Origin of the sequence: Enterococcus moraviensis ATCC BAA-383 (assembly GCF_000407445.1) — a bacterium.
In the GTDB taxonomy this organism is placed as follows: Bacteria; Bacillota; Bacilli; order Lactobacillales; family Enterococcaceae; genus Enterococcus_L; species Enterococcus_L moraviensis.
The window spans coordinates 201199-216939 of sequence record NZ_ASWB01000001.1 but is presented as its reverse complement, the minus strand read 5'-3'; the positions used below and the strand labels follow the sequence as shown (position 1 = coordinate 216939).

The 15741-nt window shown below is 36.3% G+C and carries 17 protein-coding genes and 1 pseudogene; 3 read left to right on the top strand and 15 right to left on the bottom strand.

Translation table 11 applies throughout. The annotated features are described in order from the left end of the window. Positions 1-2: 2 nt before the first annotated feature. From I586_RS01050 to I586_RS17425, 8 genes and pseudogenes are all read right to left on the bottom strand, one after another. Positions 3-929 (bottom strand): aspartate carbamoyltransferase catalytic subunit, encoded by a 927-nt coding sequence (locus I586_RS01050; protein WP_010765034.1) that lies wholly within the window; start codon positions 927-929, stop codon positions 3-5. An 87-nt stretch (positions 930-1016) separates the two neighbouring features. Next, positions 1017-2303, bottom strand: a complete 1287-nt coding sequence (locus I586_RS01045) for a solute carrier family 23 protein (protein ID WP_010765035.1) — start codon at positions 2301-2303, stop codon at positions 1017-1019. A 33-nt stretch (positions 2304-2336) separates the two neighbouring features. After that, positions 2337-2894, bottom strand: a complete 558-nt coding sequence (pyrR, locus tag I586_RS01040) for a bifunctional pyr operon transcriptional regulator/uracil phosphoribosyltransferase PyrR (RefSeq protein ID WP_010765036.1) — start codon at positions 2892-2894, stop codon at positions 2337-2339. 406 nt (positions 2895-3300) lie between these two features. Continuing rightward, entirely contained in the window at positions 3301-4206 is a 906-nt protein-coding gene (locus I586_RS01035) for an RluA family pseudouridine synthase (RefSeq protein WP_010765037.1), read from the bottom strand. Continuing rightward, positions 4193-4669 (bottom strand): signal peptidase II, encoded by a 477-nt coding sequence (lspA, locus tag I586_RS01030; RefSeq protein ID WP_010765038.1) that lies wholly within the window; start codon positions 4667-4669, stop codon positions 4193-4195. Before lspA ends, I586_RS01035 begins: the two co-directional genes overlap by 14 nt. 6 nt (positions 4670-4675) lie before the next feature. Next, positions 4676-5377 carry a CBS domain-containing protein gene (locus tag I586_RS01025; protein WP_010765039.1) on the bottom strand — a complete coding sequence of 234 codons (702 nt, stop codon included), beginning with the start codon at positions 5375-5377 and terminating at the stop codon, positions 4676-4678. Then, positions 5377-5760 (bottom strand): hypothetical protein, encoded by a 384-nt coding sequence (locus I586_RS01020; RefSeq protein WP_010765040.1) that lies wholly within the window; start codon positions 5758-5760, stop codon positions 5377-5379. The genes I586_RS01025 and I586_RS01020 overlap by 1 nt, the downstream gene beginning before the upstream one ends. Before the next feature lie 237 nt (positions 5761-5997). Next, positions 5998-6096 (bottom strand): annotated as a pseudogene (locus tag I586_RS17425) (formate--tetrahydrofolate ligase); the annotation flags it as partial. 227 nt (positions 6097-6323) lie between these two features. On the opposite strand from I586_RS17425, the gene I586_RS01015 reads away from it, so the two are divergent. Continuing rightward, complete coding sequence (locus I586_RS01015) at positions 6324-6524, top strand: cold-shock protein (RefSeq protein ID WP_010765041.1); 201 nt, start codon at positions 6324-6326, stop codon at positions 6522-6524. 43 nt (positions 6525-6567) lie between these two features. Here the strand turns inward: I586_RS01015 and I586_RS01010 are convergent, their stop codons facing one another. After that, entirely contained in the window at positions 6568-7011 is a 444-nt protein-coding gene (locus tag I586_RS01010; protein ID WP_010765042.1) for an EbsA family protein, read from the bottom strand. Between the two features lie 83 nt (positions 7012-7094). Between I586_RS01010 and I586_RS01005 the strand changes: the two genes are divergently transcribed. Further along, the gene (locus tag I586_RS01005; protein WP_010765043.1) at positions 7095-7490 is read left to right on the top strand and encodes a ribonuclease HI family protein; all 396 of its coding nucleotides are present in this window, start codon (positions 7095-7097) and stop codon (positions 7488-7490) included. A 40-nt stretch (positions 7491-7530) separates the two neighbouring features. On the opposite strand, the gene ybaK is transcribed toward I586_RS01005, so the two are convergent. The 5 genes from ybaK to I586_RS00980 all read right to left on the bottom strand — a co-directional run bounded on the left by ybaK (position 7531) and on the right by I586_RS00980 (position 13063). Next, positions 7531-8019 (bottom strand): Cys-tRNA(Pro) deacylase, encoded by a 489-nt coding sequence (gene ybaK / locus I586_RS01000; RefSeq protein WP_010765044.1) that lies wholly within the window; start codon positions 8017-8019, stop codon positions 7531-7533. 101 nt (positions 8020-8120) lie between these two features. Beyond that, positions 8121-8876 (bottom strand): type I 3-dehydroquinate dehydratase, encoded by a 756-nt coding sequence (aroD, locus tag I586_RS00995; RefSeq protein WP_010765045.1) that lies wholly within the window; start codon positions 8874-8876, stop codon positions 8121-8123. A gap of 15 nt (positions 8877-8891) precedes the next feature. Beyond that, positions 8892-10094, bottom strand: coding sequence for an MFS transporter (locus tag I586_RS00990; RefSeq protein ID WP_010765046.1), 1203 nt, complete (start codon positions 10092-10094; stop codon positions 8892-8894). A 16-nt stretch (positions 10095-10110) separates the two neighbouring features. Continuing rightward, entirely contained in the window at positions 10111-10989 is an 879-nt protein-coding gene (locus tag I586_RS00985; RefSeq protein WP_010765047.1) for a shikimate dehydrogenase, read from the bottom strand. A gap of 16 nt (positions 10990-11005) precedes the next feature. Beyond that, positions 11006-13063: an oxidoreductase gene (locus I586_RS00980; RefSeq protein WP_010765048.1), complete on the bottom strand. Its 2058-nt coding sequence runs from the start codon at positions 13061-13063 to the stop codon at positions 11006-11008. 324 nt (positions 13064-13387) lie between these two features. Here I586_RS00980 and I586_RS00975 point away from each other — a divergent pair, with 324 nt between their 5' ends. Further along, the gene (locus I586_RS00975) at positions 13388-14284 is read left to right on the top strand and encodes a LysR family transcriptional regulator (RefSeq protein WP_010765049.1); all 897 of its coding nucleotides are present in this window, start codon (positions 13388-13390) and stop codon (positions 14282-14284) included. 49 nt (positions 14285-14333) lie between these two features. Here I586_RS00975 and I586_RS00970 read toward each other — a convergent pair whose 3' ends face one another. After that, positions 14334-15506, bottom strand: coding sequence for a class I SAM-dependent rRNA methyltransferase (locus tag I586_RS00970; RefSeq protein ID WP_010765050.1), 1173 nt, complete (start codon positions 15504-15506; stop codon positions 14334-14336). Positions 15507-15741 lie beyond the last annotated feature (235 nt).

The following is a 15741-nucleotide window of genomic DNA, read 5'->3' as shown; positions in this document are numbered from 1 at the left end:
ACCTATGCCTTTCCTTGTAATACTGCTTCTAAAATTGCCATTCTCATGTAAACACCGTTACTCATCTGTTGGATGATACGTGATTGGATTCCTTCTACCAATGAATCTGCTAATTCAACATCACGGTTGATTGGAGCTGGATGCATGATGATTGATTGTTTTTGCAAACGTTTGGCTCTTTCAACCGTCAAACCATAATCCCGATGGTATTCCTCTTTTGAAAAGATTTCTGATCCATCATGACGTTCGTGCTGAACTCTAAGCATCATCATCACATCAACCGTTTCAACTACTTCATCTAATCCCATATAATGGCCATATGCTTCGAATTGTTTGTCATACCATTCTTCTGGGCCAGAGAAGAAAATTTTTGCGCCGAGTCGTTTTAACATCTGCATATTAGATTTTGCTACTCGTGAATGTGTGATATCCCCAACAATAGCTACTTTTAAGCCTTCAAAGTGACCAAATTCTTCATAGATCGTCATTAAATCCAATAAGCATTGCGTTGGATGTTGACCACTACCATCCCCGCCATTAATAATCGCACATTGAATCGTTTTACTTTGAATCAGTTCATCGTAATAATTTTCTTCACCATGACGAATGACCGCTACATCAACTCCGATAGCTGACATTGTCAGCACTGTATCATAAAGTGTTTCACCTTTTTTTACCGAGCTCATGCTTTCTTCAAACTCGATTACTTCGATTCCCAATTTCTTCTCTGCAACATCAAAGCTTTTATGCGTTCGTGTACTATTCTCAAAGAACAAATTTGTCGCAAAGTATTGTTTTTTCTCTGGCTGCCATGTTGCGCCTTGTTTGAACTCTTGCGCACGTTGGATCAAACCCATAACTTCTTGGTCACTTAATGCTTCTACGGTTAAAAGATGTTTTAAACTGATACGTTCAGATGTGATGATCATTCGTTTTCCTCCTTGTTTTAAAAGCTGAAAGAGCTCGTTCAGTCTTAAAGCTAGATATCAATGGTAACAACGTTCTGTACTTTTTTCCTAGTTAGATTTTTCTTCGCTACGTGCTGTTTCAGGTAAAATCAAGTTCAGAATGATTCCTAAAACTGTTGCTAATGCCATTGATGACAATTCAAATGTGTCTAACTTAAAAACTAATCCGCCAATACCAATGACTAAGATTACGGATGCAATCAATAAATTCTTTTTCTTATCAAAATTGATCTGATTATCAATCAAAATTTTCAATCCACTTGCTGCAATGACACCGAATAAGACAAAGCTGATACCAGAGATAACTGGTCCTGGAATACTTAAAATGATTGCACTTAATTTTCCTACAAAACCTAATCCCACTGCGAACACTGCAGCTCCTGCAATCACGAACACACTATGAACACGTGTGATTGCTAGAACACCGATATTTTCGCCATAACTTGTAACAGGAGGTCCACCGACTAATCCTGCTACAATTTGAGCAGCTCCGTCACCCATCAATGTTTTAGACAAACCAGGTTCTTGGAAAAAGTTTCGTTTTGTTAATTTATTCAAAACCATTAAGTGACCGATATGCTCTGTCATTGTGACAAAAGCAATTGGTGCCATAGTTGTGATAGCATTTAAATGTAATTTAGGCTGATACTGTACAAATGGAATTTCAAAATTGGGCATTGCAAACCAAGCGGCATTTTTGATCGGTTCAATATCTACAATCCCGAATAATAAAGCAACTAGATAACCGCTCACGATTCCTAGTAAGATAGGAATCAAACCAAGAAATCCTTTGAAAAACATGTTATAAAAAATGGTCAATCCTAATGTGATCAAAGCGACTGCAATGAATTTAAAATCGTATTCACCATTATTGAACATGGCACTATTTGCTGCATTAGAAGCAAGACCTAGTCCAATCACCATGACTACTGGCCCCACGACGATTGGCGGTAATATTTTATCGAGCCAATCTGAACCTATTTTACTAATGATGATAGAAACAATCAGGTAGACTAAACCTGTTGTGATTGCACCTTGAGCGATTGCAGGATAGCCATCACTTTTCATCAACATTTGCATAGCTGCAATAAAGGCAAAGCTACTACCAAGGTATGCTGGAATTTTCCCCTTTGTTACAAACAAATAGACGATCGTTCCAAGTCCTGAACTGACTAAGGCAATTCCAGGATCGATTCCAACTAAGATTGGCACTAAAACTGTTGCACCAAACATCGTAAATAAATGCTGTAAACTTAACCCCACCCAATGTGCTGCCTTTGGTCTATCGTGAATATCTAATACTGCTTCTTCATTGCGAAATTCTTTTTCTGTCATCTCAACCTACCCTATCTTTACTATTGTATTTGTCTACTCTTCTGTACTTGCGATCAAAATTCGATCTACGCCGTCTTTTTCTTCTACCTCAACGATAATCTCTTCAGCCATTGATGTTGGAATGTTTTTCCCAACATAATCAGCTCTGATTGGAAGCTCTCTATGTCCTCTATCGACTAGTACCGCTAATGAAATCTTTCTTGGTCTTCCCAGATCCATTACTGCGTCCATTGCTGCTCTAATTGTTCGACCGGTAAAGAGCACATCATCGATCAAAATTACTTCTTTCCCTTCTAATGAAACTGGAATATCAGATGAATGAAGCTCTGGTTCTTCAAGTGAACGTTCTTTCATAGACTGACCATCCATGTCGTCACGATATAAGGTAATATCAAGTTCGCCAACTGGCACTTCGATTTGTTCTAATTGTTTCAACCGTTCTGCAATTCGTCTTGCTATATAAATCCCTCGTGTTTTGATCCCTACTAAAACGATGTCTTGAATTCCTTTATTTCGTTCAATGATTTCGTAGGTGATTCTTGTTAATGCGCGTTTCATTGTAACTGCATCCACAACTTCTTTTCCTTGCATATTTAGTTCCTCCTGATAATGAATTTTTTTATTGATGCCTTATGAGCTTCCTGTTTCAGTGTAAAGGCATTACACTTGCTCTTTTTCATCTCCTGTTTTCAGTAGTTAAAACTTGATGAATGATAAGGTGACTTCTCTTACTTCGTTCGCCAAGTCTTTTTCATCACCTGCTCTGTCAGCTTTGTTGCTAGTCTCAGTGATGAAAAACAAAAATCCTCCCACCCGTGTTCGGATAGGAGGATTGAATTTATCTATACAAAGATACTATTCATTTCACACAGATTTTTTCTAAGCGCACCTAGATATTGTTCTGCATGTTTCCTTCTTAGCCTCACGGGACTACTCTTAAAGGATTACTTTATTAAATTTTCTTTCTAAAACAGTGTACCTTTTCTTTAAAGATAAATCAATCATTATTTCTTAATTTGTCTAAAGTTTTTTCAAAAAGATCTGGTAAAGGCGCTTCAAAGACCATCATTTGACCCGTTGTTGGGTGTTTAAAACCTAAAACTTCGGCATGTAAAAATTGGCCATTTCCTTTTAATGTTTTTCTTGGTCCATAAAGAGGATCACCTGCAACTGGAAATCCGATATACTTCATGTGAACACGAATTTGATGTGTGCGACCCGTTTCTAATTGTAATTGTAGCAATGTATAGCCTTCAAATCGTTCTAATACTTCAAAATGTGTGACTGCAGGCTTACCACCTTCGATTACTGCTTGCATTTTACGATCATTTTTTGAACGACCGATAGGGGCATTGATTTCACCTTTATCATGTGATATTTCCCCATGGACTAGGGCAATGTATTTTCTAAGTGATGTTTTATCTTTTAATTGTTCTGCTAGCGCAATATGCGCTTTATCATTTTTTGCGACCATTAACAATCCAGAAGTATCTTTGTCGATACGATGAACAATTCCAGGGCGAATAATGCCATTTATCGATGACAGATCCTTTATGTGATACAACAATGCATTAACGAGCGTTCCATTTTGGTGTCCAGCTGATGGATGAACAACCATCCCTTGCGGTTTATTGATGACTAATACATCGTCATCTTCATACACAATTTCAAGTGGAATATCTTCAGCTAAAACATCAAGTTCTTCAGGTTCTGGGACATTGATATTAATGTCATCATTTTCTTTCACTTTATAATTTGGACGAGTAATTTCACCGTTGACTGTTATATTTTGGTCTTTTAACCATTGCTGGATTTGTGACCGAGAATGATCTTTCAGTAGCTCACTCAAAACCTTATCGATCCGACCTTTTTCTTGCTTTATCTTTACATTAATTTGTTTCATTTTTTCCATCCTTCGCTGCTTTTTCTTCTAAAATTAAATACACAAAAATACATATCACGCCAACGACTAGCGCTGAGTCAGCAACATTAAATATAGGAAAGCTTATAAATTCTGTTTGGAACATATCAACAACATACCCTAGACGAATACGGTCAATAAAATTTCCGACTGCTCCAGCTAAGACCAAGCTCAACCCGACGGTAAACCACTTACTTCCATTAATATTTTTAACTAAGATATACAAAACCACAGCGACTACAATCACTGTAACAATATAAAAGAACCACATTTTACCTTCTAGAAGGCTCCAAGCGGCCCCTGTATTGCGAAGATTAGTAAAAGATAAAAACCCAGGAATAAATTCCTTCGTCTCTCCTAACTGAATATTCGTTACTGTTAAATATTTCACCCATTGGTCCAACCCAATAAGCGCTGCACTAATAATAAGATACACTGCTAACAACGGCTTTCATTCCTTCTCTAAATTATTGTATAAATCCCTTGGACGAATAATGCCTAATAAATTACCGTTGGGATCACCATCTTTTGTAATCAATATTGCCTCTAACCTAACCTGTGTCACAAACATTTCTTCAACTTGAAATACAGTTGCTTCTTTGCTAACAAATTCATAATTACTTTCTTTATAATTGCTGACCAAAAGCTCAGCTGCTTTTCTTCCCTCTAATTGAATGTCCCCTTTAGAGCTTTCTACAGCAAGCCAAATTCCTAAGCCACGAACAGTAATCAATCCTTTGAAGAAGCCATCATCGTAAATAGGAAATTGTGAATATTGCTTACGGGCAACAATTCCCAATATATCTTTAATTGAAATATTCATATCAAAGCCAGTGACCTTCTTTGCAAAACGAGGCAACACTTTTTCGGGACTTATTAAGGCACTTTCAATTTCTTTCATTCGGTTAACTGCCCATTCATTCGGCTCAGCAATCACAAAATCAGTTGAGATTTGTTCATGTACGATGGCATTTCTTAATTGAGCCATTTGCAGTAAATCATCTTGAAATAGCGCTAGTTGATTTTCTTTTTTTCTGGCTAATCTCCGAACCATTTCGCTGAATCCCATATTGGTTGGATTATTTAATTGTTCTCGAAACCACTTTTCAATACGGTTGAAACTACTTAAAAACTCCTCAGCTCTTTCACCCATCAGATCTTCTCCTTGATTACATAAGCTTTATTAAACATCGAAAAGACAAAAATAAAATAGATGATTAATAACAGTAAAATACCTATCAGATTTAAATGCAACACTGGAATTAAAAACATGCCCACAAAAAGTATAACATAAACCAAAATCAATGTTGGGTTCATTGTGATTTCTAAATTGACATCTTGTCCGTTATCTATCAACGTTATTGGCTCGCTTTTCATGAAAAAAAACTTTCCTTGTATTGTACATTCTCGTTCCGATGTTTCGATTTGTTTTGTTTCATTATGGCTTAAATAGAACCATTTCTGATTGTCTTTCCTTATCTCGATTGGACTACCCATTCCATAAAATCCGGTATTTCTAGTACAACGAATCTTCATCCTGATTCCTCCTCGAGCTTTAGTCTAAAGTATATAACAAAAACATGTAGACTGGAAGAAAGAAGTGGATTTGGGTGAAAATAAATTGATTTTCAAAAGAAGAGCTTGGGACTTAACTAAAAGGTTCTTAGTATCTGAATAAACGGTGGGCGCAGGAGTTAAACACTTCTGCTCCAACCTCTATGATTATAGTCATCTAAAATAGTCCAATCGCATTTCCTTCTTTATTTACATCCATTTGCCTTCTCCTGCTGGTGTTGGGTTGATTGAGGTAACTAAAATCAACTTTCCGTCATCATTTTCAGTTAAACCAATCGATTTTGCCATTTTATTGATAGGTAATAAATCAACATCTTACGAAATTTCTATATCCGCTTTCATAAAAGCCTTTTTTTCCCGAACGTTCGAAAATACATTCATGTATTCGTTAAGTTATTAACCATTATATCGTTTATTACAGTTCTTTTTCATCACTAAAATAACTTTTTTACAAAAGATTGACGGGTTCCTTTTTTCACTTTATAATGATGCTAGACTTTAGAAAATAAAGGAGCGTGATTTGAATGGAAAAAGGGTTCGTCAAATGGTTCGATAATAGAAAAGGTTACGGCTTTATTGGTTACAATGAGGACGAAGAAATCTTTGTTCATTTCACAGCAATCGAAGAAGATGGGTTTAAATCATTAGAAGAAAATCAAGCTGTAGAGTTTGACGTAATGGAAGGTACACGCGGCTTACAAGCTGCACATGTGAAGAAAATATAGAAAAGAAGCTGGTCAAAAACATTGTTTTTGGACCAGCTTCTTTTTAATAATGCTTGACGATCGTCAACTCTGGATCATCAATGATCTTTGCTGACAATAATTCATGTTGTTTGATTGCTTCTATAAATGCCAATTTTGTTTTTTTCCTCATAATAAACATCTGTGTATCTTCTTTAAAATCGGATGACTTGATTTCAATACATTTTGGGCCAACGCGAATCGTTTCAATCGCTGATACTGTTATTTTTTTTCGTCTTACGGGTAATAAAGCGTGAATAATCAGCCACTTGTCTTCTATGATAAAATAACGATTATAACCTAAAAATGTAAAGAGAAAGAAAATACCTAATACGATGTTACTGGTTAAATATGGACGCGTATACTCCAAGGTTAAAATCAAACTTAAAAATAAAATGCCGAATGTACAGGACCAATAAATTATCGCTGTTGATAATTCTGGTTGCCAATGATAGACTTTTTTCTTCATGCAGCGACCCCTTAATAAAAATTCAGTGTGTTATAATAGTAACATACTTCAACTTTGAACAAAAAGAAAATAAGGAGACTTTTATGTTACGAATGTATGTCGATGCTGCAACAAAAGGTAATCCAGGGCCAAGTGGTGGTGGCATCGTGATTGTTGGCGATAAGCTTCACGAACAGATCCATGTTCCTCTTGGTGAGTGTTCAAATCATGAGGCAGAATTTAAAGTTTTTATTAAAGCGTTACAACTGCTAATTGAAAAACAACTAAATGATCAAACGATTTTAATCCATTCAGACAGTAAAATCGTTGTCCAAACGATTGAAAAACAACATGCCAAAAACCCTCTGTTCCAGCCTTATTTGCATGCCTTTCAACAATTAGAAAATAAATTCCCTCTATTATTAGTAAAATGGCTTCCAGAAAGCCAAAATAAAGGGGCTGATGCTCTTGCGAGGCAGGCCTTACAAAAATATCAATAGCTATCCACTTCTTTTTCATTAGTGGATAGCTATTGATGTCTTACATCGTCAAATCTGCTATGCTCCCATTTGTTACGTGAACTATTGCAGATGGCGCTAATTCGATCTGCATTCCTCTTTTCCCAGCTGAAACAATAATCGTTTCAAATTGATTTGCCTCTTCAGCAATGAACGTTGGAAAAAGCTTTTTCATCCCAATTGGCGAACATCCCCCTCGAATATAGCCTGTCGTTTCCTCTAAGTCTTTTAAATGAAGCATTTCTATTTTTTTATTCCCGCTTGCGCTGGCTAATTTCTTTAGATTTAGCTCCTTATTACCTGGAATCACGGCTACAACGGGACCTGTTTTATTACCAACCGTTACTAAGGTTTTAAATATTTTGCCATCTTCGATCCCAATTTTTTCTGCTACACTATTCGCACTTAAATGGTCTTCACTCCACTCAAATTCGTATTCTTTATATGGAATCTTCTGTTGTTCGACAATACGTATTGCATTTGTTTTTTGCACTCTCTTCTTTTTTGCCAACTTGGGTCACCTCATCCTCAATTTTAACAAAGATAGCGTTGGATGCAAGAAAAATAGACTCGTTCACAATCAGGCTTCTCATTGCAAACAAGTCTATTTTTTTATAACGCTAACGTTTTAAGAATTTCACGTAACGCTCCCACAGGTACTTGTCCTGGAGCTGATGCTTTTTTTGCTGCACCAAATGTCATCGCGGACCCAAATGTTTCTCCGCACATCCGACTAACCATCCCTAATTGTCCCATTGACATCGTTACGATCGGTCGATCGGCATGTTTTGTTTTCATCTCATTGGTTGCTTCTAAAAGGGTTAATACATCATCTGAGGATTGTGGCATCACTGCGATTTTACAGATATCCGCATTTTTTTCCTGCATCTTACATAGTCGTGAAACAATTTCTTCTTTAGCTGGTGTTTTATCAAAATCATGATTGCACATTACAATCTTGATTCCTTTTTTATGTGCTGCTTGAATCGTTTCTTGAACAAGTGGATCATCCATGAACAATTCAACATCCAATAAGTCAATTGCTCCTTGTTCAATAACTGTTTTGTATAAACCAAAATATTGCTCATCTGTAAAAGCAAGTTCTCCACCTTCTTGTTTCGTTCTGAAGGTAAATAGAACAGGTTTATCTGATAGAATTTCGGCAATTTTTTTTGACATTAAGGCTGCCGCTTCAAAATTAGTTACTTGATCAAAAAAGTCAACACGCCATTCAACAAGATCACAATCGATCGTTACTAAATGTTTGGCTTCGTCTATTAATTCTGTTTCATTTTTCCCAACTAGAGGAACAATGATTTTAGGACTCCCAGTTCCGAGAGTCACATTTTTAACTGTGACTGTATTCATTTTTTTGTATCCTCCTTATTTAGATGTATCAATTGTTTGACGGTAACGAATAAAAATAATGACTGCTAAAACAAAACCGATTCCGGCAATAATTGTATCAAATAACATAATACCGCGTACATTGGTTTTAGCAATTTGGGCTGCTGCGACAGGAATAACAAATGAAGCAATACTACCAAATGTATAATAAATTCCTGTGATGGTTCCTTTTCCTGCCGGGAACATTTCTCCCATAACGGTCAATCCTAATTGTAACACGCCGCCTGCTGCAAAGAAACCAACTAAAGCTGCACCAATCATACAAATAAGAGGTGTTGGGAACAACCACATAACAGCGATTGTTAAAAATGAAACGAATGTATAAATAACAACTAAATAAATTGAACGAACTTTCGATGCCATAATTGCCGTAAACGCCACACATAATAATGACCCAATAGAATAATATGAAACTAAAACGCCAGCATCCGTTTGCGCCATACCAGCCACTTGTTCACCATAAGTTCCGATAAATTGGCTAATTAAATAGAACGTTGCTTGTGCGATAAACCCATAAATAACAAATGCAACCCCTTCAATAGCCATCTTAGGTTTAGATTTAAATTTAACAGTTGGTGCTTGCTCAACAGCTTCTTCTGTTTCTTCAGCTAATTTGGCATCCGCATCTGGAAATGGTTGTTTCCATAAGAAAATGGCATTCACACCAAGTAAAATTGCAGCGATCATAAATGACCAACCAAACCATAAGTGATTTGATGCTAAAAATTTAATGATCAATGGTAGCGCAAATTGCCCACCTTGAATAAATGCTTTCAATAATACAGTTGCTGTACCCGCCGTTTTCGGAAATGATTCCATCAAAGCAGGGTACGTACCAGAATCCAGGAACGAATTAGAAATTCCTGCAACAACGGCAAAGAACATCGCTAACTCAACACTTGGACTATACAATATTCCAAAGAAATAAGCGGCATACGTAACCATTCCCAAGTAGATAAATGGTTTACGTCCAAATTTATCCGACAAACGTCCTGAAATCATGATTGCAATCAAACGCCCTATCCCTAACATCGAAATAACTTTTGCGATACCCATCAAATCTGTATCCCATTGGGTCATCAAAGAATTTTGATTTTGTGAAATAATAATAACGCCCATCCCATGGACAATGTAGTTGATATATAGACCTATGGCGGTCGGTGTGTATTTATTCTTCATCATTTTCTCCTAACTGTTAGTCCTTAAATAGTAATTCTTTAATATAGTCAACTGGCATGTCTTCCCCAGTAAAATGTTTGAAGGCTTCTGCTCCTTGATAAAGCATCATGCCCAGACCATTGATTGTTTTCTTTGCACCATTTTCACGAGCGAATTTCAATAGTTTTGTTTCTTTTGGAATATAGACAACATCAAAGACCACCAAATCTGGGCGGATAACTTCTGGATCATTGATCAGGCTTTCTTCTTGTAAAGGTTTCATGCCAACGCCAGTTGCATCGATATAAATACTACTTTCGCTAATAGACTGTTTGAATGCTGTTTGATCCGATAAGTCCGTTAATGTCGCTGTACAGTCAGTATTTTCATTGATTTTTTTCACTGTTTCTTCCGCATTTTTGTAGTGTTGATCATTGATATTGAAAATACGTAATTCTTTAGCACCATCTAAAGCTGCTTGAATTGCAATTGCTGTTCCTGCACCACCTGCACCAGTCATTGTAACGATTTGATCTTTGACTTCTACGCCTTCTTCTTTCAACGCACGCATGGCACCAGTTCCATCCGTTACATGTCCGACTAAATGACCTTTTCCATCTTTATTGGTTACCGTATTCACTGCACCGACTAATTTTGCTGCTGGAGAAAGTTCATCTAAATAAGGAATAATGGCTTGTTTATTTGGCATAGAAACATTTGAACCACGAATCCCCAACGCACGAATTCCTTGAACTGCATCTTTCAACTCTTCATTTCCCACTTCAAACGCCATATACGCATAATCTAACCCTAATTTAGCAAATGCTTCATTATGCATTGTTGGTGATAAGCTGTGGCGAATCGGTGTTGCAATCAAACTGATTAGTAATGTGTGTCCGTCAATTCTTTCTGTCATTTTAAATTCCCTCGCTTTATATAGTTTGTGTTGCTTGTAAACTTTTAGTTTGTTCAAATAACATTTTCTGTGTGCGTGTGTTTTCAAGAACTTCGATCGTTTTCAAAATGTCACGGGCTTCTCTTGTGCCTTCCATGATACGTCTAGCGACCTTACTGTCCCCCATATTTAAAAGAACAGCACCATTACTTCTAGCATACTGATCTAGTTCACGAATCATTGGTGCTTCTGCACGCATTCCTAAACATACGAAACCTAAATCAAATGGTAATTCGATCATTTCTCCCTCTTTTTCAACTAAGAAGCTATTTTCTCGAACTTCTGTCAATTTAGTTTCCACATGAACTTCTACACCAAATTTTTCAACAATTTCCATCATTGCAAGTTTTGTGATCAAATCTAGGTCTTTCCCGATTTCACCTTGCATTTCTACTATGCTAACTTTTTTAGCGCCACGTTCAGCGTAATATTCTACAACATCTAAACCAACCGCACCGCCACCGATTACAACAACTTCTTTTCCTTCAAATTCTTGGAATTTAGACATATCGTCTAAAATATCAAAAATAGAAAAGATATTTCTGTTTGGATTGTCTAATTGTTCTTTCAATCCATTAATTGGTGGTAATAAAGGTTTTGCACCAGTCGCATTGACGATAATATCTGGACCGATTGCTTCAATATCAGCTAACGTTGCTGCATGATTTAGGTGGATCGCTAGATTATCAAGCTCTTTACAACGATTGATTTCATAGGTAATAAAATCGTCGATTCTTTTCTTATCTGGGAAGCGAGCAATTTCGTGACCTAAACCACCTAAATAGTCCTTTTGTTCAAATAGTTCAACACTCACACCGACTTCAGCTGCAGTTGCTGCTGCCTCAAGTCCTGTCGTACCACCACCGATCACAACCATTTTTGTCGGATGTAACACAGGCTTCATTTTGTACTCATCTTCATAATGCAAATCAGGATTGACCGTACACCGCATTGGACGAGCTTTCGCGATTCGATGATCTGCGCACCCAATATTACACGAAATACATTTTCTAAGTAGGTCTTCTTGTCCGTTAGCAACCTTGTTGACCCAGTTGGGCTCAGCAATCAAGCCACGCCCCATTGCCAATAAGTCTGCATCTCCTGATTCAAGAATTTCAGTTGCTCTTTTAGGACTACGAATATTCCCAGAAGTTACTGTCACTTTGTCAGGAAAGCGCTCTTTGACTGCTTTTGACATATATGCACGCCAACCATCTTCTAAATTCATTTTATCGATTTGATATTGTAAACTATCATTCAACGCAGCAGAAACATTCAAAATATCTACTTCATCGGCGAAATAACTCAAAATCTCAATTGTATCTTCTAATGTATTTCCACCTTCTAATAATTCATCTGCACTAAAGCGAAGTGAAATCGGGAAAAATGGTCCTACTGCTTTTCGAACTGCTTCAACAACTAATTTAGTCAAACGAGCGCGATTTTCTGGGCTGCCACCAAACTTATCCGTTCGTTTATTATATAGAGGAGATAAAAATTGGCTTAAAAGATACGAATGCCCTGCGTGAATTTCTACACAATCGAATCCAGCACGTTGTGCTCTTAATGCACCATCTGCATATCGCTCAACAATGTCATAAATCTCTTCTTCTGTTAATGGTCGTGGAATTGGATTTCCTTTTTTTGATGGAATATTTGATGCTGAAACGGGCTGTTCTCCCTCTAAACGCAAGCCATATGCAGAAGCGCCAGCATGATTGATTTGAACGGAAGTACATGCGCCATAGGCATGCATCTTTTCATTAAAATGCCACAGTCCTGAGATATATTGATCATTATCCATCCTTAATTGACGAGCACCATTTGTTCCCATTGGGTAATCAATACATACATTTTCTAAAGTAATCAGACCCGTACCACCTTTAGCACGTTGTTCATAATATGAAACATGTTGCATACTGAATGTTCCGTCCATATTAGCAAAGTTAGTGCCCATAGGCGGCATGACAACACGGTTTTTTAAGGTCATACGTTTTACAGTTAACGGTTCAAATATTGCTTGATAATTATTCATGATTACCTCCTAAATTTAAAAGCGGAAAGAGCTCGTTCAGCCTTGACTAGAAAATAGAAACAACTGACTGAGACGCTCTTTGTCTCATTCAATTTTTATCATCTTCCCGAAAGGCTAACTCACTTATCGCATAATTCTAATTGTTACTTATTTCACAATCATCATGATTTTATTTTAATTCAACAAACCAATAAATTCCAATGAATGTTTTTTATGTTTTGTATGAATAGAATTTATAGATTGCATTTATTCTTTTTGGTGCATATTTCATTAGTTATTGATAAACTGTGTTTATACATGAATTACTGATGAGGAGTATAAACTATGAATTTGCGACAACTAGAGTTTTTTAGGATGTTGGCGGATACCCAACACATGACACATGCGGCTAAATTATTAAATACGACGCAACCGAATTTAAGCCATTCCATGTCTGAGTTAGAAAAAGAATTAGATGCACAGTTATTTGAAAAAAAAGGTAGAAATATTCAATTAACAAAATACGGAAAATTTTTCTATACATATGTTTCAACCGCTTTAGAAGAGTTGGCTAAAGGTGAACGTGCCTTAAAAGAGTTAGTCAGTCCAGAAAAAGGATTGATCGATTTCGGGTTTATTTATACTGCTGGTTCTTTTTTAGCTCCTATGTTGATGAAAGAATTTTCAACTTATCCTGGAAATGAGCAAATTCGTTTCAATTTATTTCAAGGAAATTCATCTGATATGACGGATTTACTCTTGAAAGAAGATGTAGATATTGCCATTACATCGAAACTAAAGGAAGATGAGCAACTTCACTATGAAATTTTGACTGAACAAGAGATTGTTTTAGTTGTTCCCAATAATCATCCCTTAGCAATACACGACACTGTTTCATTGAAACACACTAGTGAATATCCTTTTGTCTATTTTAATGAACGAAGTGGATTACGTCCTTATTTGGATCGACTGTTCTCTTCTGCTTCGATTACACCACAAATTGTTTGCGAAGTTGAGGAAGATCATACTTTACTTGGATTTGTGGCACATGATTACGGTATTGCACTGATGCCGAAAATTCCTTCAATTTCTGCTTATGATGTCAAAGCTATCAGTCTTGAAGATAATTTTTTCCCTCGTTATATTTATCTAGCAACGAAAAAAGACCATTTCCTTTCGCCTGCTGCTCTACGCTTTAAAGAGTTTATTCTACCATTTGCGCAAAATATGTTTTATCAATAAAAAGAAGAGGTTAGATATGACTTTTTCAGTCACACCCAACCTCTTCTTTTTATTTTTTGATTTTAATGAAAAATACTTTTAAGTAGTTACCTTCTTCAAAATATTTATTTGTTTTAAAATCACTTGGCAATTGATACATTTCTTGGAATTTATATTGAACTTTTTTCTCTTCCAAAGCATCAATAATCATTTTTTTGTATTTTTCTAACGAAATATTAGCAGCATTTGTCGATGCAATCAGCAAGCCTTCTGGTGCTAGTATGTCTACAGAATCTTTTACCAAATCTCCATAATTTTTAGCGACCGAAAAAACTTTTTTCTTGTTTCGGGCAAAACTTGGTGGATCGAGTACGATTACATCATATGTTAATGCCTTACGCACAGCATATTTAAAATAGTCAAAAACATCCATAACCACAATTTTTTGATCTTCTACAGCCAAATGATTGACCTCAAATTGTTCTTTTGTTTTTGGCAAACTACGTTTAGCCAAGTCAACACTTGTTGTTGTGCTCGATCCGCCCATCGCACTAGCAACTGAAAATGCGCCAGTGTAGCTAAACATATTCAAGACCGTTTTTCCAGCAACGATCCCTTCCGTTAAGCGTCTTCTGACTTCTTTTTGGTCCAGAAAAATGCCAGTCATCAGACCATCATTTAAATACGTAGCATAGGTTACGCCATTTTCATAAACTAGAAGTGGTTCAGGAGCATCGTTACCATATAATTTTTGTGATTCGGGCAGTGAGTTACTTGCAAAACGGATTTTCTCATAGGCTCCATCAATTTCAGGGAAACTTAGTTTAAAAGCCCGGACAATTTCTTCTTTCTTTTGATACAACGTTTCGTTATACCAAGAAAATACTGCAAAATTATCATAACGATCAATGATCAAACCACCCAGTCCGTCTCCTTCACCGTTAAATAGTCGATAAGCAGAAGTCGCTTCATCTTGGTTGTAGCTGATTCTATGATTCTTAGCTTGTGTAAACAAATTTTCTAAAAATGACGCATCTACTTTCCCCTGCCAGTTTACCAACCAGCCAATTCCTTTATTTTGCTCGCCAAGATACCCTGTTGCAATAAACTGACCTCTGCTATCTAAAAATTGGACCCACTCGTTTGAAAAAGACTTAGGTATCTCAAGTAAATCTTCTTTTTGAATAAGCGGATATCTTCCTTTAAATTTCTTCTCTGATTTTTTTGTTACTTTTATATTCATTTATTGCTACATCCTTTGTCGTCATTTGATTTCTACTTTAAGTCAATTTCACTGCTTCTGTTCTTATCCTTCGTTAGTATATCAAAAAATAATTCAACTGTCGTTAGCTTTAAGGAAATCCCTATTTTTAAAGTTTTAAGAAAAGTAAAATTTTGTTAACTTTTACCCTGTTTGTCTTGATTTAAATTGACATAGAATTGTAGACAGAGTAGAATTAGAACAGTATACAGAAAGC